Here is a 25,534-nt window from a genome sequence, read left to right on the forward strand (position 1 = left end):
GGATTAAGGTTTCCTGAACAGGTGAGAGATAGCTTGTTGGTATAAGCCGTTCAGCAGGCTGACGTCGGCTTTTTGTGTGGTGAGTATGCGATAACCGGTGCCTTCGCTTAACACGGCGATAAACTCCACTCTGGCAGCGATTTCCTGCTCGCTGAAGTGCGGGTAGATCCGCCGCAGGCTTTGGCAAACATGGTGGAATAACCGGGTTTCGGCATCGCTGAGCATTTTTGCCACTGTTGGGTTGCGGGTGGCTTCGGCGGTGACCTCCAGCATCAGCATATGGTCGGTTTCGCTTTCTCCGGGCTGTTGAAACAGGGTGCGCGCCGCCAGGGTGCCGGCGATCAGGTTGATATGATCGCCAAGATCTTCCAGCCGCCGCATTTTACTGGCGATGATGCGGTTAACGATCTCTTCGATAATCGCATCTTTGTTGTCGAAATAGCGGTAGATCTGACCAACGCTAAGCTGAGAACCCTGTGCGATTTCCGCCATGCTGGCGGCGTGAAAACCGTGCTGGCGAAAACAGAGTTTTGCGGCTTCGACAATCTGATCGCGGCGGGCCTGTACTTTGGCCTGCCTGCTGTCGCTGGTGGATATCATGTCCCGGTCCTTTGCCAAATGAAATGCGGTTCGCTTTCTGGGTGCGAACGTTCATTCTCAATTGTAATGCAACCATGGCAATAGGCAAGAGCGCAACTGTAAAGGTGGGTTTTGCGGGGCCGAACTTAGGCGAACAGATAAACCTTGATGAAGGCACCCATAATCAGCAGGCACAGCAGAGTGGCGGTCACTTCAGCGGCAGTTTTCGGCAGGCTAAACATCTGAGTTCTCATCCAGTGGGGATACTGGATGAGATTATGCTCAGTGCAGATTAAGGAAACATTAAGAAGTCGAAATTAATTATTGCCCGTTAATCCAGACCACCAGCATAAACGCCAGCAGGGTCATCGCCAGCGAGCCCGCCAGATTCAGCAGCATGTTGGTCAGCGCCCAGGCGAAGCGGCCATCCTGCAGTAAATACACCACCTCCAGAGAAAAGGTGGAAAAGGTGGTCAACCCGCCGCAGAAACCGGTGGTGATCAGCAACTTCCAGGTGGGATCCAGGTGTGTCATACGGGTGAAGATGGCGATAGCCAAACCAATAATAAAACCGCCCAGCAGATTCACCGCCAGCGTCCCCAGCGGGATGTGCGCGTTAAGCGGATTCATCTTCATGCTTATGGCCCAGCGCAGGACGCTACCCAAACCGCCGCCAATAAAAACTGCCAGTAAAGAACTCAACATGGTTGAAACTGCCTTTCATTAATTAGGGAGTCAAACTCAGAAAGGTTCAGGCGCAATGCTACGCACCTCTCTGAGAGGTTACGTAGACATCATCAGCCTGTGAAGGCGGTTATGGAGGAATGTCATCTCCGTCGATCGGCGCTGCTGTTTGCCGCGCAGGCGGGATCTTACACCCGGTGCCGTCTGTTTTGTAGTATCAAAAGTGACGAGACAGCAGAAATTGTCACTCCTGGCCTCAGTGGCCGGGCACGGCCAGCTCCAGGCGGTTGCGACCGTTGTTCTTCGCCCGGTACAGCGCGTTGTCGGCGGCTTTTAACCAGTCCAGATAGCCGTTCATATCGCCGTGATAATCCGCAATGCCGGCACTGATGTTCAGTTTTAGCTGTGGCGCTTCGCGGAAAATAATGTCGTTTAGCCGTTCCTGAATACGCAACAGCGCAATGCTGGCCTGTTCGGCGCTGGTGTTCGGCAACACGGCACCAAACTCGTCGCCGCCGTAGCGTCCGACAATATCCACGGCGCGCAGGCCAATTAGCAACTCCTCCGCCAGTACCGCCAGTGCCTCGTCACCCAGCGCATGGCCGAAGGTGTCGTTGATGGTTTTAAAGCGATCGATATCCATCAGGATCAGGGTCGCGCTGTGCTGATAGCGGCGACAGCTGTCAAATTGGTGATGCAGCAAATGTTCCCAATGGCGGCGGTTGTACAGCCCGGTCAGGCCATCACGCATACTGATACGCAGCAATTCCTGCTTTTTCTCCGCCAGGCGCTTGGCGGTGCGGTAGGTCACTAATCCCAATAGGGTCGGATAGAGATAGATCATGGGCAGACATAGATAAATCTGCAGCGGCGTGCTTTGTGGCTGAAAAGGGAAACCCAGCAGGGCGCTGATTGCCAGCGCACTGACGGCTTGAACAATCAATCCTTTAAAGAACAAAGATTTGCCGGCGGAAGCGATATTGTTCATGCCCATCATCGACAGGATGACCACCGACGGTAAGGCATTGAAGGCCATTGTCGCCACCCACAGCCCACCGAAAAACGAATCGATCAGCAGGTTACGGATTTCAGCCTTGAAGGGCATGGCGGAACGGCGTGCCCATTGGTAGGCGAGGTGCGGCCAGACAAAACCGTGGAAAATCAGCAGCCCCCACAGCCAGGGTGCGGTCTGCTGTGAGGAGAGCACCGAGAACACGCAGATAAAACCGACCCCCAGGCCGACGATGCGTGGCAGGTAAGTGCGTCTGGCGAAGCTGAGGCCGGAACGTCTGGTATCAATGACTGATGGCGTATACATCCGGCAACTCCATAATGAGCAGGAGGACAGCGTACCATGCAGCCGGAAAACTCAGAATAGTCTGAAGCGCGTGCGACGTATTTAACCTTGCTTATTGGCGCAGGATCTCACTCTGTTACATGTTGCTGTTGTTTTGGCACAGGGAAAGTAGGTAAATATCCTCAGGCAAGGTTTGTTTTCTCGCTGCGTCCGCAGCGCTATATGAATAAGAAGGTGAGTATGGAAGGGATCAGTATTACCAAACTTCTGGTGATTGCGGTGTTGATCGTTTTGCTGTTCGGTACCAGCAAACTGCGTACTTTGGGCGCTGATTTGGGTGCTGCACTGAAGGGCTTCAAAAAGGCCGTGGGCGATGACACGACTCCGCCAGCGGCAACCACGGCTGAAAGTCAGTCCAACCCGCAGAGCGTCGAAAAGAAAGACGTTTAATTTCGTCTTCTGCCAGGCAATAAAAAACGGATGCCGCATGGACATCCGTTTTTTGCCGTTCCCGTCGTTGAAAACGTAACAAATAATTACTTCACTTCCATCCCTTTTGCCTGCAAGTCGGCATGGTAGGACGAACGGACAAACGGGCCGCAGGCGGCATGGGTAAAGCCCATCGCCATCGCTTCTTCTTTCATTTCATCAAATTCGGCCGGGCTGACGTAACGCTGTACCGGCAGGTGATGGCGGCTTGGTTGCAGATACTGGCCCAGAGTCAGCATGGTAACGCCGTGGCGACGCAGATCGCGCATCACTTCAACGATTTCCGCATTGGTTTCCCCCAGACCGACCATCAGGCCTGACTTGGTTGGAATGTGCGGATGTGCTTCTTTAAACCGCTCCAGCAGCTTCAATGACCACTCGTAGTTAGCTCCAGGGCGAACCTGACGGTAAACACGCGGTACGTTTTCCAGGTTGTGGTTGAACACATCCGGTGGCGTTTCGGTCAGGATTTCCAGTGCACGATCCATACGGCCGCGGAAGTCTGGTACCAGCGTTTCAATCTTGATGGTCGGGTTCTTGACGCGGATAGCCGCGATACAGTCGGCAAAGTGCTGGGCACCGCCGTCGCGCAGATCGTCGCGGTCAACCGAGGTGATCACCACATAACGCAGGCCCATATCGGCGATGGTCTGAGCCAGTTTTTCCGGCTCGTTGGCATCTGGCGCCACCGGGCGGCCGTGGGCCACGTCGCAGAACGGGCAGCGGCGGGTACAGATAGCGCCCAGGATCATAAAGGTGGCGGTACCGTGGTTGAAGCACTCAGACAGGTTCGGACAGGAAGCTTCTTCGCACACCGAATGCAGACCGTTTTTACGCATTGCGGCTTTAATGCCCTGAATGCGCGTAGAGTCGGCAGGGAGTTTGATTTTCATCCACTCGGGTTTACGTAACAGCTCCTGCCGTTCTGTGACCACCGTTTTTACCGGGATCAACGCCATTTTGTCTGCATCGCGGTATTTGACGCCGCGTTCCATCTGAATTGGTTTACTCATAATCGTGCAGGTTCCAGTTACGAAGCTCGACCTTCGGGTAGCCGAGTAAATGAACAAATTCCTGTACCAGGACTGGGTGTACGTCTTCTATGCCAACACCGGGCACCAGCGCGCTGACCTGCGCCATCTGCATACCGGCGTAACCGCAAGGGTTGATACGCTGGAAGGGGGTGAGATCCATGGCCACATTCAGGGCCAGGCCGTGGAATGAACTGCCTTTACGGATCCGCAAACCCAACGAACAGATTTTTTGCTCCCCCACATAAACACCGGGCGCATCAGGACGGGCACGCGATTCAATGTGAAAGTAGGCGAGGGTATTGATAACGGTATCTTCGATAGCCGTGACCAGTTGGCGAACGCCAACCTTGTTGCGTTTCAGATCGACCATCACATACATCACCTGCTGGCCCGGCCCGTGATAGGTCACCTGGCCACCGCGATCGCTCTGGATCACCGGAATATCGCCCGGCATCAACAGATGCTCCGCTTTCCCGGCCTGGCCCTGGGTAAACACGGGCTGATGCTGAACCAGCCACAGCTCATCGGGCGTGGTTTCGGTGCGGCGATCGGTGAAGTTGTGCATGGCTTGGGATACAGGCTCATAGGGCTGCAACCCCAGCTGACGCAAAATGATCTTGTCTGGTTGCAAAAGAGTCATCGTCAGGTTACAGAAGTGGTGTTGCCATTATACCGGGCGCTCTGGCCGGCGACCAGCGTTTCGCTGACCAAAAATGCGCAACCCGGGCAGAGAATGCTCTGTCCCGGGCTGAAATGCAGGGGTTTGTGCTGGAATTACAGCACCATGCGGACAATTTCAATGTTGCCCAACTCATCATATAAGGTTTCCACCTGGTCGATATGGGTGGCGGTGATGGTGATGGACACGGAGTGGTAATTGCCTTTGCTGCTAGGTTTAACCTGCGGGTTGTAATCCCCGGGAGCATGGCGCTGCACCACTTCAACCACCTGGTCTACCAGCTCGGGTTGTGCCAGGCCCATTACCTTGTAGGTAAATGAGCAAGGGAATTCGAGCAGTTCGTTCAGTTTAGTTTTCATGTGCGCTCCAGAGTGCGGCTATCGATATAGCGATTCTATAAATTATAACTCCCGCCGGAGCGGGAGTTAATGTTAATCAGTATATGGGGGCGATTTCGCCCATTTCAACTGTTAACCGAACCAGTGGTGGAACATCAGTTTGATGTAATCCACGATACGGCTGAAGAAACCGCCTTCTTTCACTTCGTTCATCACCACCAGTGGGCGCTGATCTATGGTTTTGCCATCCAGCTGGAAGTTGATGCTGCCGACAACCTGGTTTTTCGCCAGTGGTGCATGAATTTCCGGGGTGTTCAACACGTAGCTGGCTTTGAGATCTTTCATCCGGCCGCGTGGGATAGTCAGGTAAACGTCTTTGTCTACGCCCAGCTCAACGCGATCCGCATCGCCGAACCATACCGGCTCAGACGCAAACTCTTTGCCCACTTTCAATGGCGCAACGGTTTCGAAGAAGCGGAAGCCCCAGGTCAGCAGTTTCTTGCTCTCGGTTTCACGGCCTTTATAAGTACGACCGCCCAGCACCGCAGAGATCAGACGCATCTGGCCTTCGGTGGCAGATGCGACCAGGTTGTAGCCTGCTGCATCGGTATGACCGGTTTTGATGCCGTCGACGTTCAGGCTGGTATCCCACAGCAGACCGTTACGGTTCATCTGGCGGATATTGTTGAAGGTGAATTCTTTTTCTTTATAAATTGCGTACTCGTCCGGCACGTCGCGGATCAGCGCCTGGCCGATCAACGCCATATCGCGCGCCGAGCTGTACTGACCCTGTGCATCCAGGCCATGTACCGTCTGGAAGTGGGTGTTCTGCAGGCCCAGCTTACTGACGTAGGTGTTCATCAGGTTAACGAACGCGTCCTGGCTGCCGGCCACATAGTCGGCCATCGCCACACAGGCGTCGTTACCGGACTGCAGGTTGATACCGCGGGTCAGCTTGGAGACCGGCACGCGGTCGCCTGGCTTCAGGAACATCAGTGAAGAACCCTTGAATACCGGGTTGCCGGTTGCCCAGGCATCTTGTCCAACGGTAACCAGATCTTCCTGACCGATCTTGCCTGCTTTCAGTGCCTGGCCGATGACGTAACTGGTCATCATTTTGGTCAGGCTGGCAGGATCGCGGCGGGCGTCGGCGTTCATTTCCGCCAAAACTTTACCGGAGTTGTAATCAATCAGGACGTAGGCTTCCGCATCGATCTGCGGTACCCCTGGGATCATGGTTTTGATATTAACGTCATCGGCATGCGCAACGGAGGTTGCACTCATCGCGATAACGGTGCCGAGCGCTATGCTCTTGATTAAGCTGAAAGAGGTTACTTGTTTCATGATCGAGACTACAACATCCATGAGGGTAAAATTAAAAACGAGCCACACTATAACAGATGAGATCCCGGCAGGCATTAGCCAATCCTCTGACTAATCGCGCTTTATTGGCTTTAGCTGAAAGAAAATGTTTCAGCTATAGGAACGCTTATCAACCGCGTTCGCCTGCCGGAGAGTTGTTTTAAGGTGCGGCAGTGACAAAAGATTGTTGCTGCGCTTCGCTGGCCAGACGCTGCTGAAGTTCGGCAGCTTGCTGACGGCTGCTGAACGGGCCTAACTGCACGCGGTAAACGCTGCCGTTGGCGGCGACTTTACCCGGTACGCCAAACTTTTGGCTCAGGCTTTGTTGCCAGCTTTGGGCGCGTTCGGCACTGCTCAATGCGCCAACCTGTACCACATAGCTGCCACCCGTAGAAGCATTGGCGGCGACGGCGGCGGTCGCTGCAACCGGTGCGGCAATGGCTGCGGCACTGACGGCAGGTTCAGGCTCTGAGCCCTCCAGTACGCCGACCGGGACCGCGCTTGGCGCACCCAGGAAACCGCTACGGCTATTGCCGGCAGTGGCGGCCGGGGCGTTGTCGCCGGTGTTCAGGCTGCTGTTGTCAATCGGGTGTACTGCAGCACCGTTGGGAACCGGAACATCCTGTTGCATCGGGGTTCCCATGCTGCTGGCTCCGAGTTCCGGGCGTGCGGGCAGGGCATAGCTTTGTTTGGCGACGGTAGTTCCAATGGTGCCTGGGCCGCTCAGAGTTCCGTCCGGTGCCACGTTGATGAAATCAACCTTGACCTTGGTGTTGTTGGACAGGTTCAGACGGTCGGCGACGGCTTTCGACAGATCGATAATGCGGCCCTGGGTGTACGGCCCGCGATCGTTAACCCGCACCACCAGTTGGCGGCCGTTGGCCAGGTTGGTCACACGCACGTAACTAGGAATTGGCAACGTCGGGTGTGCGGCCGTCAGGCCGTTAGGATCGAACTGTTCCCCTAGCGCAGTGGTGTTGCCCCGGGCTTCTTCACCATAGGAGCTGGCCAGACCGGTCTGTGAGAAGTTCTGCGGATCTTTGACGATGCGGTAAGTGTCGCCATTAACCTTATAATCCTGCATGTTACTAGGGTTATAGGGTTCATATTGAGGCTCAACGCCACCGATTTCCACCACCGGCCCGTTATACGGCTGCTGCGGTGGTGCTTGCTGTTCCGTGGTCGGGGCGGTACAGGCGGAAAGCAATACCGCGACGACGCCGACCCAAAGCCATTCCTTACGCATTACTCACCCCTTATAAACTCTTGGACATCATTTTTCGATGCGTGTGGATCGACATGATAATGCCGAACCCAGCCATAAGCACAATCAGCGCCGAACCCCCGTAGCTGACCAGAGGCAAAGGTACGCCAACTACCGGCAAAATACCACTGACCATACCAATGTTAACAAACACATAAACGAACAAAATCAGCATCAGACCGCCGACCATAACCCGGCCGAAGGTGGTTTGTGCCTTGGCGGCGATCATCAGCCCGCGGATAATCACCAGCAGGTATAGCGCCAATAACACCAGCACCCCGATCAGCCCCAGCTCTTCGGCCAATACCGCGAAGATAAAGTCGGTGTGACGTTCCGGCAGGAATTCCAACTGTGACTGGGTGCCGTGCAGCCAGCCTTTGCCGGACAGGCCGCCGGAGCCGATGGCGATTTTTGACTGAATAATATGGTAACCGGCACCAAGCGGGTCGGTTTCCGGGTCGAGTAGCATCATGACGCGGTCGCGCTGATAGCCGTGCATCAGGAAGAACCACAGCACCGGGATAAAGGCCGCCAACAGTACGGCGGCCACGGCGATCAGCTTCCAGCTCATACCGGACAGGAACAGCACGAACAGGCCGGAGGCGGCGATCAGAATCGAGGTCCCCAGATCCGGCTGTGCGGCCACCAGCAGGGTCGGCAGGAAAATCAGCACCAGTGCAATGGCGGTATTCTTCAGTGAAGGTGGGCAGACGTCGCGGTTCATAAAGCGCGCCACCATCAGCGGCACGGCGATTTTAGCGATCTCGGACGGCTGGAAGCGCACAAAGCCAAGATCCAGCCAGCGCTGTGCGCCTTTACTGATCTGGCCGAAAGCGTCCACCAAAATCAGCAGGATCACGCAGAAAATATATAAATACGGTGCCCAGCTTTCATAAACTCGCGGTGGGATCTGTGCCATCACGGCCATCACGATCAGCCCCATCACGATCTGGCCGATCTTGCGCTCCATCATGCCGATATCCTGACCGCTGGCGCTCCACATCACGAACGCGCTGTAGACCAGCAGGGCCAGAATTAATACCAGGAATGTGGGGTCGATATGGATTTTGGTCCAGATCGAGCCCTTTTGTTGGCTTTCAGTCATGTTCTACCTTAATCACCTTCTACACCAGGCGGCAGTGGGGCCGCATCCGGTAATTGCGTATTGTTGTCGCCCAGCAAAATATGGTCGAGGATCTGACGAGTAATCGTCCCGACCGCCGGACCTGCGCCGCCGTTTTCCAGAATGATGGCGACCGAGACCGTCGGATTATCGTAAGGTGCGAAGGCCGTCATCAGTTTATGGTCACGCAGGTGCTCTGCGAGTTTGTGGGCGTTATAGGTTTCGTAACCGAATACCTGTGCGGTACCCGATTTCGCCGCGGCTTTATATGGCGTACCTGCAAAGTACTTGCGTGCCGTGCCGTTCGGACGGTTGGCCACGCCATACATGCCATCTTTGGCAATTTCCCAGAAGCCGGAATGAATATCGCCGATCTGCTTGCTTTCTTCCTGAATGAAAGGCACCAGCGCACCATTGATTCTGGTGCTCTGCAGCAGGTGCGGCGTTTTGACATTACCGTCGTTAATCAGTGTGGTCAGTGCCTTGGCCATCTGGATCGGTGTTGCGGTCCAGTAGCCCTGGCCGATGCCCACAGGAATGGTGTCGCCCTGATACCAGGGTTTTTTATAGCGCTTGAATTTCCAGTCGCGGGTCGGCATCAGGCCTGAACGCTCTTCGGACAGATCAATGCCGGTATATTCGCCATACCCGAACTTGGTCAGCCAGGTCGACAGGCGATCGATACCCATATCGTAGGCGACCTGATAGAAGAAGGTATCCGCTGACTCTTCCAGGGCTTTGGTGACGTTCAGGCGGCCATGGCCCCACTTTTTCCAGTCACGGAAGCGTTTTTCCGAGCCGGGCAATTGCCACCAGCCGGGATCGAACAGGGTGGTATTTTTGGTGATCACCCCGGCGCTGAGCGCCGAGACGGAAATGTAGGGTTTCACCGTTGAGGCCGGTGGGTATAGCCCCTGCGTGGCGCGGTTAATCAACGGCCGGTTCGGATCGTTGAGCAGCCCCTGATAGTCTTTACTGGAGATGCCATCGACGAACAGGTTCGGATCATAGCTGGGGTTGGACACCATCGCCAGAATGCCGCCGGTGCGCGGATCGCTCACCACCACTGCCGCGCGACTGCCGACCAGCAACTGCTCGATATAGCGTTGCAGGTTGAGATCCAGCGTCAGGTAAACGTCCTGACCGGCGGACGGGGGTTGTTCATGCAGTTGGCGGATCACCCGGCCGCGGTTGTTGACTTCAACCTCTTCGTAGCCGGTTTTGCCGTGCAGGGTATCTTCGTAATAACGTTCGATACCCAGCTTGCCGATATCGTGGGTGGCGGCGTAGTTGGCCAGCTTGCTCTCTTTATCCAGGCGTTCGACATCGCGGTCGTTGATCTTCGACACGTAGCCGATCACGTGGGTCAGGGCTGAGCCATACGGGTAGTAGCGACGCTGGTAGCCTTTGACCTCGACGCCGGGGAAGCGGAACTGGTTAACCGCAAACCGTGCTACCTGAACTTCATTCAGGGCGGTTTTCACCGGAATGGAGACGAAACGGCGCGAGCGCTTGCGCTCTTTCTCGAAGTTGGTGATGTCTTCGTCGGTCAGATCGACCACCGGACGCAGTGCCTGCAGCGTGGCCTTCAGGTCATCGACCTTTTCCGGCATCAGCTCCAGTTGGTAAATGGTGCGGTTGAGCGCCAGCGGAGTGCCGTTGCGATCATAGATAATGCCGCGACTGGGCGCGATCGGCACCAGTTTGATGCGGTTTTCGTTGGAACGGGTGCGGTAATCCTCAAAGCGGACGATTTGCAGGTTATACAGATTGGCGATGAGGGTGCCGGTCAGCACCAGGATGACAAAGAACGCCACCAGGGCGCGGCGTACAAACAGGGCGGATTCAGCCGTATAGTCGCGAAAAGGGTTACGTTCTATTTTCATCCCGCTGCTTTATTTCACTCTGTCACGGTTACCACCGGTTATTCCCGGTGGTAAGGATGATTTGTTGTAATACTCCAGGCGCGATAGAGGCTTTCAGCCACCAGAACGCGCACTAAAGGATGCGGCAATGTCAACGGTGAGAGCGACCAACTTTGTTCTGCTGCGGCCTTGCACGCCGGTGCCAGCCCTTCCGGGCCGCCAATCAGCAGGCTGACGTTGCGGCCGTCCTGCTTCCAGCGTTCGAGCTGCTGCGCTAACTGCGGCGTTTCCCACGGCGTACCGGGGATATCCAGCGTGACAATGCGATTGCCTTTGCCTACCGCCGCCAGCATCTGTTCGCCTTCCTTTTCCAGAATGCGTTTGATATCGGCATTCTTGCCGCGCTTGCCCGCCGGGATTTCGGTCAGCTCAAACGGCATATCTTTCGGAAAGCGATGCAGATAATCCATAAAGCCGGTCTGCACCCAGTCTGGCATTTTAGTGCCGACCGCTACCAGTTGCAGTTTCACCGCTTAGCTCCAGAGTTTTTCCAGCTCGTACAGACGACGGCTTTCTTCTTGCATTACGTGGACGATCACTTCGCCCAGGTCAACCACTATCCAGTCGGAAGCTTCCTGGCCTTTCATGCCAAACAGTTCCATACCCGCAGAACGGGATTCTTGTACCAGATGGTTGGCGATCGACATCACGTGACGGGTAGAAGTACCGGTGCAGATGATCATGCAATCAGTGATGCTGGATTTACCCTGTACATCCAGAGCGATAATGTCTTGGCCTTTCAGGTCATCAATTTTATCGATGACGAAATCTTGGAGCGCTTTACCTTGCAAAGGTTCCCCCTCGGGAGTGTTCTGTTCATTCGACTGCGGCGGGCAACTGCCCGTTTTGCGGCCTGAATCAATGATAAGTCGGCAGGATGCCGCTGAAAGCCAGCTGGTGACTGCCCGGCCAGCTAAGGTTTCCGGGGTTTTCAGCGAATACCTGAAAAATAGCGGCGCAGTATATCATGCGGCTCTCGCTAGCGATATAAACCCTGTAACTCGATATAGCGCTGTACCGAACGCGGCAACAGGTCGTCGCAGTCGAGGCCCCGATGGCGGCGCTGGCGGATTTCCGTCGCTGAAATTTCCAGCTGCGGCGTATCGGCCAGGTAGATATAGCCCTGTGGTTGCAGGCTCAGCAGCGCAGCATTGGTCACCTGATGCTGTTCCAGCCACTGTTGTAGTTCCGGTGTGTCCATCCGGTCGTTGTAGCCAGGGCGCGCCAGCACCAGCAGGTGACAGGTCTCCAGCAGCGATTGCCAGCGGTGCCACTTGTGCAACGTCAACAGCGAGTCCTGGCCAATAATAAACGCCAGCGGCAATGCAGCGCCACGTTCTTTACGAATGGCTTCCAGCGTCTCTATGGTGTAGGACGGCGTGGTGCGGTGCAGTTCGCGATCGTCAACCGCAAACAGCGGGTTGCCGGCGATCGCCAGTTCAACCATCTTTAACCGTTGCTGAGCGTTAGCCTCGGGCTGAGGGCGGTGCGGCGGCACGTGGTTGGGCAGCAGTGTGACCCGGTTCAGGCCAACCTCGGCGGCCAGCGCTTCCACCGGCCGCAGATGGCCGTAATGAATCGGGTCAAAGGTGCCGCCAAACAGGGCGTGCAGGACGGTGGTGTCTTGCGGATTAGTGGGCATCTGAAAAACTCGTGGCCAGAGGTTTGCCGCACAGCAGCATCGACAGGGTTTCCAGTTCCGACCACACCGACTGGCCGTAATCCTGCTTAAGGGTAATTTCAATCTGCGCCAGCAGATGAACCGCTTGCCGCAGCTGGGCAGCGGATAACCGTTGTAATGCCTGGGTGACCAGGTTACGGCGGTTTTGCCAGACCTTGTACTGGTCAAACAGCGTACGCAGCGGCACTGACGCCATGCGCCGTTGCAGGTTCAGTAACTGCAGCAATTCACGCTGCAGGGTGCGCAGCAGGATCACCGGTTCGACATCTTCCTGCTGCATCTGCTGCAGGATATGCCAGGCGCGCTTGCTTTTGCCCGCCAGCAGGGCGTCCAGCCAGTGGAATGGCGTGAAGTGCGCGGCGTCATTGACCGCCAGTTCAACGCGCGGCAGGGTAAGCTTGCCGTCCGGGTGCAGCAGCGACAACCGTTCCAACGCCTGCGACAGCGCCAGCAGGTTACCTTCGTAGCAATAACACATCAGTTGATTGGCTGCGTCGTCCAGTTCCAGCTTCATGGCTTTGGCGCGTTGCGCTACCCAGCGGGGTAACTGCGCCTGTTCCGGTGTCTGGCAACTGACGTAAGCGCCATGCGGGCTGAGCGCCTTGAACCAGGCGCTGTTTTCCTGCGCTTTGGTCAGGCGTGGCCCACGCAGCATCAGTAAAATGTCGTCATGCAGCAGAGCGGCCAGCTTGATCAGCTGTTCGCCGATCGGGGCGGTCGGTCCGTTATCGGGGAAGATCAGCAGCAGCGTCTGACGGCTGGCGAACAGGCTCATGGCCTGACAGATACTGAAAATGGCGTCCCAGTCGGTATGGGCGTCGAGCGAAATGCTGTAGTGCTCGGTGAATTGTTGTTGCTGTGCCGTTTGGCGGATCAGATCCTGACTCTCCTGCAACAGCAGCGGCTCATTGCCACTCAATAAATAACAAGCGCGCAGCCCCTCTCGGAGCTGCGCGGCAAGTTGTTCAGGGTAAATACGGATCATTGATCGACGCGACTTGCCGCTTTTTCACCAGCGGCAGCAGCTTTTTGCTGAGTTTCTTCTTCCGCTGCGTGTACCGTCAGCAGTTTACGCACCAGTTGCTGGGCGGCCTGGTCACGCATTTCCTGGCGAATAATGTCCTGTTCGGAATCTTTTGCCAGTGCGGTCAGCGGGTTATCGAAGAACGAACGGAACACTTTCACGTTCAGCGGATACAGATCGTGACCCGGGATCAGCACCTGTGCCTGGACCGACAGTACCATCTGGTACTCAGCGGTTTTACCGTCCTGGAAGATCGAGGCGGTATCCTGGCTTTCAGTGGCGCCAATGATGCGCAGGGAAGGGAGATCCTTACGTTTTGCATCTTTGACAATGGTCACGTCGCTCAGACGTAATTGTTCACGCACCGAGCGGGTCAGCGGACCATAAGGGTCTGAGCTGTCCAGAATCAGCGTTTTCATTTCCGAGGGTACCTGCGTGGTGCCACGCAGGTGAAAACCGCAGCCGGCGGTGACCAGCACCGCCAACCCCAGCAACAGCGTCAGAATACGTTGTCGCACAATTCCTCCTTGTGTTAACCCACAACCAGGTTAAGCAATTTGCCCGGAACATAGATCACTTTACGAACCGTAACCCCGTCCAGATATTTAGCGACCAGATGTTCCTCAGCGGCGCGCGCACGCACCTGTTCTTCGGTTGCATCGGCTGCCACAGTGATTTTAGCGCGAACCTTGCCGTTGACCTGTACCACCACCAGCTTGGAGTCTTCGACCATGGCTTGCTCGTCGGCTTGCGGCCAGGCTGCGGTATCCACATCGCCTTCACCGCCCAACGCCTGCCACAGTGAGAAGCACACGTGCGGGGTGAACGGATACAGCATGCGAACCACAGACAGCAGCGCTTCCTGCAGCAGGGCGCGATCTTGCTCGCTTTCTTGCGGTGCACGAGCCAGCTTGTTCATCAGTTCCATCACGGCGGCAATCGCGGTGTTGAAGGTCTGACGGCGGCCGATATCGTCGGTCACTTTGGCGATGGTTTTGTGCAGATCGCGGCGCAGTGCTTTCTGGTCTTCGGTCAGCGTTGCTACGTTCAGCGGCTGCACTGCCCCTTTCTCCAGGTGTTCGTAGGCCAGTTTCCAGACGCGTTTCAGGAAGCGATTTGCCCCTTCTACGCCGGATTCTTGCCATTCCAGCGTCATTTCTGCCGGCGAGGCGAACATCATGAACAGACGCACGGTGTCTGCACCGTATTTCTCAACCATCACCTGTGGGTCGATGCCGTTGTTTTTCGACTTCGACATTTTGCTCATGCCAGCATAGACCAGTTCACGACCTTGTGGATCGGTGGCTTTGATAATGCGGCCTTTGTCATCGCGCTCAACGGTGGCGTCGACTGGGGAAACCCAGACGCGTTCGCCGCTGTTGCCGCTGTAATAGAAGGCGTCTGCCAGTACCATGCCCTGACACAGCAGGCGTTTTGCCGGCTCGTCGGAATCGACCAGGCCCGCGTCACGCAGCAGCTTGTGGAAGAAGCGGAAGTACATCAGGTGCATGATGGCGTGTTCGATACCCCCGACATACTGATCCACCGGCAGCCAGTAGTTGGCGGCGGCTGGATCCAGCATGCCCTCGTCGTACTGCGGGCAGGTGTAGCGCGCGTAGTACCAGGAAGACTCCATAAAGGTGTCGAAGGTGTCGGTTTCACGCAGCGCCGGCTGGCCGTTAACGGTGGTTTTCGCCCACTCGGGATCGGCCTTGATTGGGCTGGTAATACCGTCCATCACCACGTCTTCCGGCAGGATCACCGGCAGTTGGTCTTCCGGGGTTGGCATTACGGTGCCGTCTTCCAGCGTGACCATTGGGATTGGTGCACCCCAGTAACGTTGGCGAGAAACACCCCAGTCACGCAGACGGTAGTTAACCTTGCGCTGACCGACGCCTTTGGCGACCAGTTTGTCGGCAATGGCGTTGAAACCGGCCTGGTGATCCAGCCCGTCAAACTCGCCGGAATTGAACAGTGCGCCTTTTTCGGTCATCGCTTCGGCCAGGACATCCGGTTGGCTGCCGTCGAGTGTGAGTACGACCGGCGTGATCGGCAAACCGTATTTGGTGGCGAACTCCCAGTCACGTTGGTCGTGAGCCGGAACCGCCATTACCGCGCCGGTGCCGTATTCCATCAGCACGAAGTTGGCGACCCAAATCGGCACTTGCTCACCGGACAGCGGATGGATGGCGAACAGGCCGGTCGGCATGCCTTTCTTCTCCATCGTCGCCATTTCGGCTTCGGCCACTTTGGTGTTGCGGCATTCTTCGATAAATTCAGCCAGCGCCGGGTTGTTCACCGCGCCTTGTTGCGCCAACGGGTGACCCGCAGCGACGGCGACATAGGTGGCACCCATAAAGGTGTCTGGACGGGTGGTGTAAACGGTCAGTTTCTCTTCGCTGCCCGCTACATCAAAGGTGATATCCACCCCTTCGGAACGGCCAATCCAGTTACGCTGCATGGTTTTCACCTGCTCTGGCCAGCTTTCCAGCGTATCCAGATCGTTCAGCAGTTGGTCGGCGTAAGCGGTGATTTTGATAAACCACTGTGGGATCTCTTTACGCTCTACCTTGGTGTCACAGCGCCAGCAGCAGCCGTCGATAACCTGTTCGTTGGCCAGCACGGTCAGATCGTGTGGGCACCAGTTCACCGCAGAAGTCTTCTTGTAGACCATGCCTTTTTCGTACAGCTTGGTGAAGAACCACTGTTCCCAACGGTAGTAATCCGGATCGCAGGTGGCGATCTCGCGATCCCAGTCATAGCCGAAGCCCAGCAGTTTGAGCTGGTTCTTCATGTATTCGATGTTGTCGTAGGTCCACGGGGCCGGAGCGGTGTTGTTCTTGACCGCGGCACCTTCCGCCGGCAGGCCGAACGCATCCCAGCCGATCGGCTGTAGTACGTTTTTGCCTAGCATGCGCTGATAGCGCGAGATCACGTCGCCGATAGTGTAGTTACGAACGTGTCCCATGTGCAGACGGCCTGATGGGTATGGCAGCATGGATAGGCAGTAATACTTTTCCTTGCTCGCATCTTCGGTAACCTTGAAAGTCTGCTTCTCTTGCCAGTGAAGCTGTACGTTCGATTCTATGTCTTCTGGACGGTATTGCTCTTGCATGGCGGCTGGTGGTCCTGTAGGTGTAAAACAGCTACATCCGTAGCATTCTGTTGAGTACTTATAGATCCGCATAGCATAGCTGATAAGACCTCTCGGCAACAACACCAAGCGCCCGACTCGACGTATTTAAAAAATCCCCGCCATGATATGACTCACATCTTGAGGATCCCGTGCCTTGCCAAGTGACATCAGCAATTTACGGCTAAAATGATAAGGGATAGTTTGAAGAGGTAAGTCCCGTCACGTAAGTTCATCGAGGAGAGATTATGAACAAGGTTGCTCAGTACTACCGCGAATTGGTGGCATCTCTGACCGAACGCTTGAAAAATGGCGAACGTGATATTGACTCGCTGGTCGCGAGCGCTGAAAAACGGCTGAACGAAGCGGGTGAGCTGACGCGCGATGAAGTGGAGCAGGTGACCCTGGCGGTACGGCGCGATCTGGAAGAATTCGCTCGCAGTTATCAGGAAAGCCGGGAAGAATTTACCGACAGTGTTTTTATGCGGGTGATTAAAGAGAGCCTGTGGCAGGAACTGGCGGACATTACCGACAAAACCCAGTTGGAATGGCGCGAAGTGTTCAAGGACGTCAGCCACCATGGCGTTTACCACAGCGGTGAAGTGGTTGGGCTGGGGAATCTGGTGTGCGAGCAGTGCCACCATCATATGGCGTTTTACACGCCGGAAGTGCTGCCGCTGTGTCCGAAATGCGGCCACGACCAGTTTCAGCGTCGGCCTTTCGAACCTTAAGTTCTCCGCACCCTGGCCTTCTCCTGAGTGGAAAGGGCCGGGGCAGGGAGATCGTCATTAACCGAAAAGCTTTTTCATCAGGTTACTGAGAAAACCGCCGCCAGTCGGGGCCGTTGCCCGTTCAGGCTCGCTTGTGAGGGCGGTGTATACGGTTGCAGGGACTTTCTGTGCCACCGCGATACGGCTGTCCTGTGCCGCTTTTTCTGCCGCTTCCGGCCCGTAAGCAAACCCTTCCGCCAGCACGAATTCCACGTCCGTAATACCGATAAAGCCCAAGAACAGCTTCAGATAAGGCGTGATCAGGTCGGTTGGCGTCTCGGCGTGGATACCGCCACGGCTGGAGATTACGATCGCTTTCTTGCCGGTGACCAGGCCTTCGGATCCTTCAGAGGTATAACGGAAAGTTTGGCCGGCGCGTGCTATCAGGTCGAAGTAAATTTTCAACTGGGTCGGGATGTTAAAGTTGTACATCGGTGCGCTGATGATCAGGGTGTCATGCGATTTCAGTTCGGCAATCAGCTCATCGGAAAGTGCCAGCGTCTGTTGCTGATAGGGGGTTAAGGGTTTATCCCCGGCACTAAAACCGCCGATCACTTCACCGTTCAGTTCTGGCAGAGTGGGGTTGGCCAAATCGCGGAAGGTAAAGGTGTCACTTGGGTGCGCTTCTTGCCACTGTTGAACAAAAAAATCGACCAATTTTCCAGACTGGGAGTAATCGCCCAGAATACTTGATTTCAGGACCAGTATACGACTCATGCGGTTATCTCCAGGCTTGTTCTAAGGGCGTCAGCAATGCTGTGCGTTTAACAGCATCTTAGAGGCAAGCCGGGATCAGTGATAGCGTAAAAATTCGCTCAGTTAAATCAAAAAAATTGAACATTAGGGCGCATCTTGCGCCCCAGTGGGTCAGTAACGCGCAACGCGTTCAGCCAGCAGGCTGATAAACCCTTCACGATCGATAGCGGTCAGCACTTCCACGTTGGCCGCTTTGCCGGTTTGCTGGAATACATCTACTACCGTCATGCCCTGGGTGTATTCCCCTTTGGTTTCCACCCCGACCCAGCGTTCGATACTGCTAAACAACTGAGGGGCCAGCAGCCAGGCGATGGTGCAGGGGTCGTGCATTGCGGCACCCGGTAACCCACGTGGGTGGCTGAGATACAGCGGCAGGTAGAAGTCGAGCATTTCGGCCACCGCCTGTGCCACCGGGTTGTCAATTTGGCGGATACGTTCGATATCTTGTGGTAGCACCAGAGCCTGGTGGGTGACGTTCAACCCGGCCATGGTCAAGGGCACGCCGGACTTCAGTACCATCTCGGCGGCTTCGGGATCGACAAAAATATTAAATTCCGCCACCGGGGTGGTATTACCGGCGTTCATGCCACCGCCCATAAAGACGATGCGCTCGATGTTGCCTTTCAGTTCGGGGTGCTGGGCCAGCAGCAGGGCGATATTGGTCATCGGGCCGGTGACCACCAGGGTGATCGGTTCCGGGCTGCTGCGCAGTAGGCTGGCGATCAGCTCGACGGCGCTTTGCCCGACTGGCTTGAGGGTGGGCGTCGGCAGGTGGGTATTGCCCATGCCGGTTTTGCCGTGGACGTAGTCGGCAATCACCAGCTCACGCATCAGTGGGGCGGCGGCACCGGCCGCGACAGGGATGTCTTCACGCTTCATCAGCGTCAGCAGGCCGAGCGCGTTATGCAGGGTTTTCTCCGGCGTCTGGTTGCCGGCGGAGGTGGTGATGGCTTTAACGTCCAGTTCCGCTGAACTCAGTGCCATGGCGAGGGCAATGGCGTCGTCGAGGCCGGGATCGCAATCGATAATGATAGGGCGTGGCATATGTATCTCCTTTTTACCCGTCGTCTTTCAAGCTGCAGCGTTGTTACCTGCATTACAAGACCCATCCGTGGGTCTTGCCCCTTCGGGGCCGCTGCAAGCAGCGTTCAAATCTGTTCCCGACAGATTTGTCACTCACCCCAGTTACTTACTCAAGTAAGCGCCTGGGGATGAGCGAGCTGGTCGCCTAGCTGCAACTTGAAAGCCATAGGGTAGAGTTGTGCTGCGAGCATCGGATCAAAACCAGGGAGAAACAAGCGCTTTTAGTGCCGGGAAGGGGGAGATGCGCCCCGAATGGAGCGCATCAGATAAATCAGTGCAGGATTTTTGCCAGGAAGTCTTTGGCGCGCTCAGACTCAGGGTTGTTGAAGAAATCGTCTTTATTGCGGTCTTCGACAATTTTGCCTTCATCCATAAAGATCACCCGGTTGGCCACCTTGCGGGCAAAGCCCATTTCGTGGGTCACCACCATCATGGTCATGCCTTCGTTCGCCAGTTCGACCATCACGTCGAGCACTTCGTTGATCATTTCCGGATCGAGTGCCGAGGTCGGTTCATCGAACAGCATGGCGATGGGATCCATACACAGCGCACGGGCGATAGCCACACGTTGCTGCTGACCACCGGAAAGCTGCCCAGGGAACTTGTTGGCATGGGCGGTCAGGCCGACGCGCTCCAGCAACTTCAGGCCTTTCTCGCGGGAAGCGGCTTTATCACGCTTGAGCACTTTTACCTGTGCCAGCGTCAGGTTGTCGATGATCGACAGGTGCGGGAACAGCTCAAAGTGCTGGAACACCATGCCGACCTTGGAACGCAACTGCGCCAGGTTGGTTTTCTTGTTGTTGACCGGCGTCCCGTTCACCTGGATATCGCCCTGCTGGATCGGCTCCAGGCCGTTGACGGTTTTGATCAGGGTAGATTTGCCCGAGCCTGAAGGACCGCAGACTACCACCACTTCGCCTTTTTTGACTTCGGTGGTGCAATCGGTCAGAACCTGAAAGTGACCGTACCACTTAGAAACATTTTTCAGGGATATCATCAAACAGTCCTTTTCTTCAAATAGCTTACCAGCGCCGAGGCGGCGAGACTGATAACAAAATAGACAAAGCCGGCGAACAGGATCATTTCAACCTGGGTGCCGTCGCGCTCGCCGATGGTTGAGGCGGTACGGAAGAAGTCAGCCAGGCTCAGTACGTACACCAGCGAGGTATCCTGGAACAGTACGATGCCCTGGGTCAGCAGCAGCGGCACCATGGCGCGGAACGCCTGCGGCAAAATAACCAGCTTCATTGACTGCCAGTGGGTCATGCCCAGAGCCAGTGCGGCGGAAGACTGGCCGCGCGAGATGCTGATAATACCGGCACGGATAATTTCCGAGTAATAGGCCGCTTCAAACAGGGAAAAGGCTACCATAGCCGAGATCAGGCGAATATCGGTTTTCGGCGACAGCCCCAGAACTTGTTGTAATAAGCTTGGAACCACCAGATAGAACCACAGCAGTACCATCACCAACGGCACTGAGCGGAACAGGTTGACGTACAGGGCGGCGAACCAGCTGATTGGCTTGATCGGCGACAAACGCATTACCGCCAAAATGGTGCCCCAAAGGATACCGAAGACGATGGCGGTCACGGTGATCTTCAGCGTGATGAACAGACCCTGCAGCAGATAAGGGAAGCTTGGGACAATCGATGCCCAGTCAAATTCGTACATTATTTACTCCCCATATTGCCGGGCAACTGCACTTTTCTCTCTACCAGCCGCATAAACAGCATGATCACGGCGTTGATGGCGATATAAGCCAGCGTAATCGCGGTAAAGGATTCATAGGCGTGCGCCGAGTAATCCAGCAATTTACCAGCCTGGGCAGCCATGTCGACCAGTCCGATGGTGGAAGCGATGGCGGAGTTTTTCACCAGGTTAAGCATTTCCGAGGTCATCGGCGGCACAATCACCCGGTAGGCGTTCGGCAACAGCACGTAGCGATAGGTTTGCGGCAGCGTCAGGCCCATGGCCAGTCCGGCGGCTCTCTGACCGCGTGGCAGTGACTGAATGGCAGCGCGTACCTGTTCGCACACGCGAGCGGCGGTGAACAGCCCGAGGCACAGCATCGAAGAAACGAAGAACTGCACGTTAGGATCGAGTTCGGTTTTGAACCACATACCGATATTCACCGGCAGCAATTCAGGGATCACCAGATACCAGGTAAAGAATTGCACGATCAGCGGCACGTTACGGAAAAGTTCGACGTAACAGGTACCGAGGGTGGAAAGAAAGCGGTTAGGTACGGTACGCAAAATACCGAATAGCGAACCGACAAAGAAAGCGATAATCCATGCACAGACGGAGAGGGCCACCGTGACCTGAAAGCCGGACCAAATCCAGCCGAGGTAGGTGGTATTCCCAAACGGGGCCTGCTGCAGGAAGATACCCCAGTTCCAATCTATTGACATAACAAACTCCGTTAAGCGGGCGCAGAGCGCCTAAAGATTGATGACTATTCAGCGCCAATGGCACCGCGGCCAGTCGGGCTGACTTATCTGTGCGGGCATCGGTGGTGCGTTATGGGGAAAATGCGGGAGGGGAACGACCTCCCGCATGCCTGTCTGTCCCAGTCATCAACAGAGCCAGGTTGGCCTGGCGCCTGTTTTATTAGTTCAGTGCTTTATCGTTAGGCTCTTTGAACAGTTGCTTCATATCGTCTGACAGTTCGAAGTTCATGTTGAGGTTCTTCGGTGGGATCGGTTGTTTGAACCACTTATCAAACCATTTGGCCGCTTCACCTGAAGTCTGAGCCTGAGCGATGGTGTCATCGACCAGTTTTTTGAACTCAGGATCGTCTTTACGCAACATACAGCCGTAGGCTTCTTTCGACTGTGGTGTGGCGATGATTTCCCATTGGTCCGGTTTCTTCGCTTTCGCGCGTTCACCTGCCAGCAGAGCGTCATCCATCATAAAGGCGACTGCGCGGCCGCTTTCCAGGGTGCGGAATGAATCACCGTGGTCTTTGGCGCTGATGATACGCATGTTCATTTTGTTGCTGTCGTTCAGTTTATTCAGCAGTACTTCTGAGGTAGTACCGGATGTCACCACCACGGCTTTACCGGCCAGATCTTTGAAATCTTTGATGTCAGACCCTTTTTTCACCAGCAGACGGGTACCGACCACGAAGATGGTGTCAGAGAAGGCGGCCTGTTTCTGGCGTTCAAGGTTGTTGGTGGTCGAGCCGCACTCGAAGTCAAAGGTGCCGTTTTGCAGCAGTGGAATACGGTTCTGCGAGGTGATCGGCAGCATTTTGACCTGCAGATCCGGAGCGTTCAGTTTTTTCTTAACCGCTTCAACGATTTGGTTGGAGTAGTCCTGGGAGTAACCCACAACTTTCTGCTGGTTGTCGTAGTAGGAGAACGGCACTGACGATTCGCGGTGGCCGACAACGATCACGCCGTTGTCTTTGATTTTCTTCAGCGTACCGGTCAGTTCTTCCGCATGGGCTACGTTAGCCGCCATACCGATCAGCAGTAACGATAACGCCAATTTACGCATTTGCATGGTCCAACTCCTTTGCTGTTGTGGTAGCTCAAATTCAAAGAGCATCAGATTCTAAATGGAGATTTATTGCTCAAGTATAAAGATAGTCCTAGAACAGATAACCGTTAGAAAATAGCCGATTGTGAACGGATTGAAACTAAAATGTTTCATTTTTTGAGACGCCACGCGCACCAAATTAATGCAACAAAATATCAATGCACCCTTATGGTGCCAGTGATGCTCTCAGGTTGTGCACGGATGCGACGAAACGTCAGCAAAAGTAAATCGGTTCTAAATCACGGAGTAATTAAAGCAAGGAGTGTGCCAGAAGCATTGATTTGGCAATGATTTTGGACCGGTGGGGGAAACAGCGGGGCGCGCGGATGGCAACGCCCCGGGGGATTATTTACGACGCAGGCCGAGGACCAGCGCCAGACCGCCGAGCAGCAGGGTGATGATCCACAATGGCGTGGCGCCAAAGCGGGCATAAGGGGTAATGCCGGTGGTTGGGGTCATTTTCACCTCCAGCACCTTGCGAGTGAACTGCGGGATCTCTGCAATCACTTCACCATTGGCATCGACAGCGGCAGTCACGCCGTTGTTGGTGCTGCGCAACAGGGGTCTGCCCAACTCCAGTGCACGCATGCGCGCCATCTGGAAGTGCTGCCACGGGCCGATGGAATGGCCAAACCAGGCATCGTTGGAGATGGTCAGCAGGAAGTTGGTGTCCGGGCGGAAGTTATCGCGCACCTGCTGGCCGAGGACAATTTCATAACAAATCGCCGCCGTCAGGTTATAGCCCTTCACGCTGAGCTGTGGCTGGACGTAATCGCCGCGGCTGAATGAGGACATCGGCAGGTCGAAGAAGGGGGCCAGTGGCCGCAGCAGCGTTTCCATCGGCACAAACTCGCCGAACGGCACCAGATGGTGCTTGTTATAGCGGTCTTTGGCCGGATAAGTGTACGGCGTCGGTTCACCCAACACGATGGCACTGTTGTAAATTTGCTGGCCCTGTGGGGTGGCGCGGACGTCAACAATGCCGGTGATCAGACTGCTGTTTTTGGCTCGCATCAGGTCGTCCATCATGGTCAGGAAACCGTTCTGGCTGGCTTCGTAATCCGGGATGGCAGATTCCGGCCAAATGATGATCGGCGCTTTGCCCATATAAGGACGGGTTTCATCCAGATAGGTTTGCAGCGTACTGACCAGCGCTTTGGGATCCCACTTCATCGACTGAGCGATATTGCCCTGCACCATGGCGACGTTGACCGCCTTGTCCGGCTGTGGGGTATACCAGTGCAACTGGCGCAGCGGCCACGGTAACAGCAACAGGGCGACAGCTACCACCGCCGGCGTGATGCGGCGTTGATTGATGGCATATACCAGCAGCCCGGCGATCGCTATCAGCATAAAGGTGATGGTATCTACCCCCAGCAGCGGCGCCACGCCTTTCAGCGGGCCGTTGAGCTGGCTGTAGCCGAACTGCAACCAAGGGAAACCGGTCAGCACCCAGCCGCGCAGAAACTCAGTGACCTGCCACAGCACCGGTGCGGCAATCGCCAGACGGTACCAACTGGTGGTTGGCCAAAGGCGTGCCAGCAAGCCGGCGAACAGCCCGGTATACAGCGACAGATAGGCGGCGAGCAGCGCCACCAGGAAAATATTGACGGAGAACGGCATGCCGCCGAAGTCGGCAATGCTGACGTAAACCCAGTTGATCCCGGTACCGAACAGGCCGAAACCCCAGCAGAAGCCGAGCAGAGCAGACTGTTTGGTGGTGCGATTGAGGGTAACGGCCAACAGGCCGAACAGGGAGACAATGGCCGCTGGCCAGATATCGTAAGGAGAAAACGCCAGCGTGCCGCTGGCACCAGTCAACAGCGCCAGCAGGGCGCGAACCCACTGGCGATCAAGGTAAGAGGCTTTAGCCATGTTCGATTTATTCTTCCAGTTTCGGTTGCGGAGAATCGTCCGGAATTTTTACATGAACCTGGATGATACGTCGACTGTCGGCCATCGCAACTTTAAATAAGTAACCTTCGATTTCAATGGTTTCCCCCCGTGCTGGCAGGTGACCGAAGGCTTGCATGACCAGGCCACCGATGGTGTCGACCTCGTCGTCGCTGAAGTGGGTACCGAAGGCTTCGTTGAAGTCTTCAATCGGTGCCAGCGCGCGCACGGTATACATATGACGGCTGAGCTGGCGGATATCCACATCGTCCTCGTCGTCATACTCATCTTCAATTTCGCCGACAATCAGTTCCAGAATGTCTTCGATGGTGACCAGGCCGGACACACCGCCGAATTCGTCAATGACAATCGCCATGTGATAACGCTGGGAGCGGAACTCCTTCAGCATCCGATCGACCCGCTTGCTTTCCGGCACCACTACTGCGGTACGCAGCACCTTGTCGATGCTGAACTCCTCGGTTTCTGCGCGCATAAACGGCAGCAGATCCTTGGCCATCAGGATGCCTTCGATGTGATCTTTATCTTCGCTGATCACCGGGAAGCGCGAGTGGGCGGATTCGATAATCACGTCCAGGCACTCTTCCAGCGTTTGGTTACGCTTGAGCGTCACCATCTGGGAGCGCGGGATCATGATGTCGCGCACGCGCTGTTCGGCGATATCCATCACGCCTTCCAGCATGTCTCGGGTATCGGGATCGATCAGGTCGTTTTGCTCGGAATCACGGATCAGCTCTACCAGATCGCCACGGTTTTTAGGTTCGCCGTGGAACAGCTGGTTAAGGATAAGAGTAAAGAACCCCTTCTTGGGACTGGGGCTGTCATTGCTTTGTGAATGGTCGTCGCTCATGGCGTTTTA

The 25,534-nt window shown here is 55.6% G+C and carries 26 protein-coding genes and 1 riboswitch; of the genes, 2 read left to right on the forward strand and 24 right to left on the reverse strand.

Annotation, left to right across the window (positions count from 1 at the left end; genetic code table 11):
- Positions 1-3 precede the first annotated feature (3 nt).
- The 3 genes from QOT07_RS05790 to QOT07_RS05800 all read right to left on the reverse strand — a co-directional run bounded on the left by QOT07_RS05790 (position 4) and on the right by QOT07_RS05800 (position 2,581).
- A complete protein-coding gene (locus tag QOT07_RS05790; RefSeq protein WP_099065403.1) occupies positions 4-600 on the reverse strand; it encodes a TetR/AcrR family transcriptional regulator in 597 nt (198 codons plus the stop codon).
- Positions 601-900: 300 nt separating this feature from the next.
- Complete coding sequence (gene crcB / locus QOT07_RS05795) at positions 901-1,284, reverse strand: fluoride efflux transporter CrcB (protein ID WP_099065404.1); 384 nt, start codon at positions 1,282-1,284, stop codon at positions 901-903.
- A gap of 76 nt (positions 1,285-1,360) precedes the next feature.
- A riboswitch (Fluoride riboswitch) is annotated at positions 1,361-1,423 on the reverse strand.
- Positions 1,424-1,519: 96 nt separating this feature from the next.
- Positions 1,520-2,581, reverse strand: coding sequence for a diguanylate cyclase (locus QOT07_RS05800; protein WP_219015577.1), 1,062 nt, complete (start codon positions 2,579-2,581; stop codon positions 1,520-1,522).
- 219 nt (positions 2,582-2,800) lie between these two features.
- Between QOT07_RS05800 and tatA the strand changes: the two genes are divergently transcribed.
- Complete coding sequence (tatA, locus tag QOT07_RS05805) at positions 2,801-3,010, forward strand: Sec-independent protein translocase subunit TatA (RefSeq protein WP_207976161.1); 210 nt, start codon at positions 2,801-2,803, stop codon at positions 3,008-3,010.
- A gap of 86 nt (positions 3,011-3,096) precedes the next feature.
- On the opposite strand, the gene lipA is transcribed toward tatA, so the two are convergent.
- The 13 genes from lipA to leuS form a co-directional block, all read right to left on the reverse strand.
- Positions 3,097-4,062, reverse strand: a complete 966-nt coding sequence (lipA, locus tag QOT07_RS05810) for a lipoyl synthase (RefSeq protein ID WP_062869912.1) — start codon at positions 4,060-4,062, stop codon at positions 3,097-3,099.
- Positions 4,055-4,723, reverse strand: a complete 669-nt coding sequence (gene lipB / locus QOT07_RS05815; RefSeq protein ID WP_283602710.1) for a lipoyl(octanoyl) transferase LipB — start codon at positions 4,721-4,723, stop codon at positions 4,055-4,057. Before lipB ends, lipA begins: the two co-directional genes overlap by 8 nt.
- Before the next feature lie 134 nt (positions 4,724-4,857).
- Positions 4,858-5,121, reverse strand: coding sequence for a DUF493 family protein YbeD (ybeD, locus tag QOT07_RS05820; protein WP_009636895.1), 264 nt, complete (start codon positions 5,119-5,121; stop codon positions 4,858-4,860).
- 111 nt (positions 5,122-5,232) lie between these two features.
- Positions 5,233-6,444, reverse strand: a complete 1,212-nt coding sequence (gene dacA / locus QOT07_RS05825; protein WP_099065407.1) for a D-alanyl-D-alanine carboxypeptidase DacA — start codon at positions 6,442-6,444, stop codon at positions 5,233-5,235.
- A 178-nt stretch (positions 6,445-6,622) separates the two neighbouring features.
- Positions 6,623-7,708 (reverse strand): endolytic peptidoglycan transglycosylase RlpA, encoded by a 1,086-nt coding sequence (gene rlpA, locus QOT07_RS05830; protein ID WP_283602711.1) that lies wholly within the window; start codon positions 7,706-7,708, stop codon positions 6,623-6,625.
- A gap of 10 nt (positions 7,709-7,718) precedes the next feature.
- On the reverse strand, positions 7,719-8,831 hold the full coding sequence (gene mrdB / locus QOT07_RS05835) for a peptidoglycan glycosyltransferase MrdB (RefSeq protein ID WP_099065409.1): 1,113 nt from the start codon (positions 8,829-8,831) through the stop codon (positions 7,719-7,721).
- Between the two features lie 8 nt (positions 8,832-8,839).
- Positions 8,840-10,735, reverse strand: coding sequence for a peptidoglycan DD-transpeptidase MrdA (gene mrdA, locus QOT07_RS05840; protein WP_099065410.1), 1,896 nt, complete (start codon positions 10,733-10,735; stop codon positions 8,840-8,842).
- 38 nt (positions 10,736-10,773) lie between these two features.
- Positions 10,774-11,244 carry a 23S rRNA (pseudouridine(1915)-N(3))-methyltransferase RlmH gene (gene rlmH, locus QOT07_RS05845; protein WP_004949595.1) on the reverse strand — a complete coding sequence of 157 codons (471 nt, stop codon included), beginning with the start codon at positions 11,242-11,244 and terminating at the stop codon, positions 10,774-10,776.
- 3 nt (positions 11,245-11,247) lie between these two features.
- Positions 11,248-11,565 (reverse strand): ribosome silencing factor, encoded by a 318-nt coding sequence (gene rsfS / locus QOT07_RS05850; protein WP_085115571.1) that lies wholly within the window; start codon positions 11,563-11,565, stop codon positions 11,248-11,250.
- Positions 11,566-11,753: 188 nt separating this feature from the next.
- Positions 11,754-12,416 carry a nicotinate-nucleotide adenylyltransferase gene (nadD, locus tag QOT07_RS05855; protein ID WP_283602714.1) on the reverse strand — a complete coding sequence of 221 codons (663 nt, stop codon included), beginning with the start codon at positions 12,414-12,416 and terminating at the stop codon, positions 11,754-11,756.
- Positions 12,406-13,440 (reverse strand): DNA polymerase III subunit delta, encoded by a 1,035-nt coding sequence (gene holA / locus QOT07_RS05860; protein WP_099065412.1) that lies wholly within the window; start codon positions 13,438-13,440, stop codon positions 12,406-12,408. The genes nadD and holA overlap by 11 nt, the downstream gene beginning before the upstream one ends.
- Positions 13,437-13,997, reverse strand: a complete 561-nt coding sequence (gene lptE / locus QOT07_RS05865; RefSeq protein ID WP_099065413.1) for an LPS assembly lipoprotein LptE — start codon at positions 13,995-13,997, stop codon at positions 13,437-13,439. Before lptE ends, holA begins: the two co-directional genes overlap by 4 nt.
- A 14-nt stretch (positions 13,998-14,011) precedes the next feature.
- On the reverse strand, positions 14,012-16,594 hold the full coding sequence (gene leuS / locus QOT07_RS05870) for a leucine--tRNA ligase (protein ID WP_099065414.1): 2,583 nt from the start codon (positions 16,592-16,594) through the stop codon (positions 14,012-14,014).
- A 266-nt stretch (positions 16,595-16,860) separates the two neighbouring features.
- Between leuS and QOT07_RS05875 the strand changes: the two genes are divergently transcribed.
- A complete protein-coding gene (locus QOT07_RS05875; RefSeq protein WP_085115576.1) occupies positions 16,861-17,343 on the forward strand; it encodes a zinc ribbon-containing protein in 483 nt (160 codons plus the stop codon).
- 57 nt (positions 17,344-17,400) lie between these two features.
- On the opposite strand, the gene QOT07_RS05880 is transcribed toward QOT07_RS05875, so the two are convergent.
- The 8 genes from QOT07_RS05880 to corC all read right to left on the reverse strand — a co-directional run bounded on the left by QOT07_RS05880 (position 17,401) and on the right by corC (position 25,525).
- Complete coding sequence (locus tag QOT07_RS05880; protein WP_099065416.1) at positions 17,401-18,099, reverse strand: FMN-dependent NADH-azoreductase; 699 nt, start codon at positions 18,097-18,099, stop codon at positions 17,401-17,403.
- A 150-nt stretch (positions 18,100-18,249) separates the two neighbouring features.
- Complete coding sequence (gene rihA / locus QOT07_RS05885) at positions 18,250-19,182, reverse strand: pyrimidine-specific ribonucleoside hydrolase RihA (protein WP_283602715.1); 933 nt, start codon at positions 19,180-19,182, stop codon at positions 18,250-18,252.
- Positions 19,183-19,492: 310 nt separating this feature from the next.
- Positions 19,493-20,218, reverse strand: coding sequence for an amino acid ABC transporter ATP-binding protein (locus QOT07_RS05890; RefSeq protein ID WP_099065419.1), 726 nt, complete (start codon positions 20,216-20,218; stop codon positions 19,493-19,495).
- On the reverse strand, positions 20,218-20,892 hold the full coding sequence (gene gltK / locus QOT07_RS05895; protein ID WP_085115580.1) for a glutamate/aspartate ABC transporter permease GltK: 675 nt from the start codon (positions 20,890-20,892) through the stop codon (positions 20,218-20,220). The genes QOT07_RS05890 and gltK overlap by 1 nt, the downstream gene beginning before the upstream one ends.
- Positions 20,892-21,632 carry an amino acid ABC transporter permease gene (locus QOT07_RS05900; protein WP_099065420.1) on the reverse strand — a complete coding sequence of 247 codons (741 nt, stop codon included), beginning with the start codon at positions 21,630-21,632 and terminating at the stop codon, positions 20,892-20,894. The genes gltK and QOT07_RS05900 overlap by 1 nt, the downstream gene beginning before the upstream one ends.
- Positions 21,633-21,831: 199 nt before the next feature.
- Positions 21,832-22,728 (reverse strand): amino acid ABC transporter substrate-binding protein, encoded by an 897-nt coding sequence (locus tag QOT07_RS05905; protein ID WP_099065421.1) that lies wholly within the window; start codon positions 22,726-22,728, stop codon positions 21,832-21,834.
- 381 nt (positions 22,729-23,109) lie between these two features.
- The gene (gene lnt / locus QOT07_RS05910; RefSeq protein WP_207976150.1) at positions 23,110-24,639 is read right to left on the reverse strand and encodes an apolipoprotein N-acyltransferase; all 1,530 of its coding nucleotides are present in this window, start codon (positions 24,637-24,639) and stop codon (positions 23,110-23,112) included.
- Positions 24,640-24,646: 7 nt separating this feature from the next.
- Complete coding sequence (gene corC, locus QOT07_RS05915; protein ID WP_099065423.1) at positions 24,647-25,525, reverse strand: CNNM family magnesium/cobalt transport protein CorC; 879 nt, start codon at positions 25,523-25,525, stop codon at positions 24,647-24,649.
- Positions 25,526-25,534 lie beyond the last annotated feature (9 nt).

It is taken from the genome of Serratia proteamaculans (genome assembly GCF_949794035.1).
GTDB classification, from domain to species: domain Bacteria; phylum Pseudomonadota; class Gammaproteobacteria; order Enterobacterales; family Enterobacteriaceae; genus Serratia; species Serratia proteamaculans.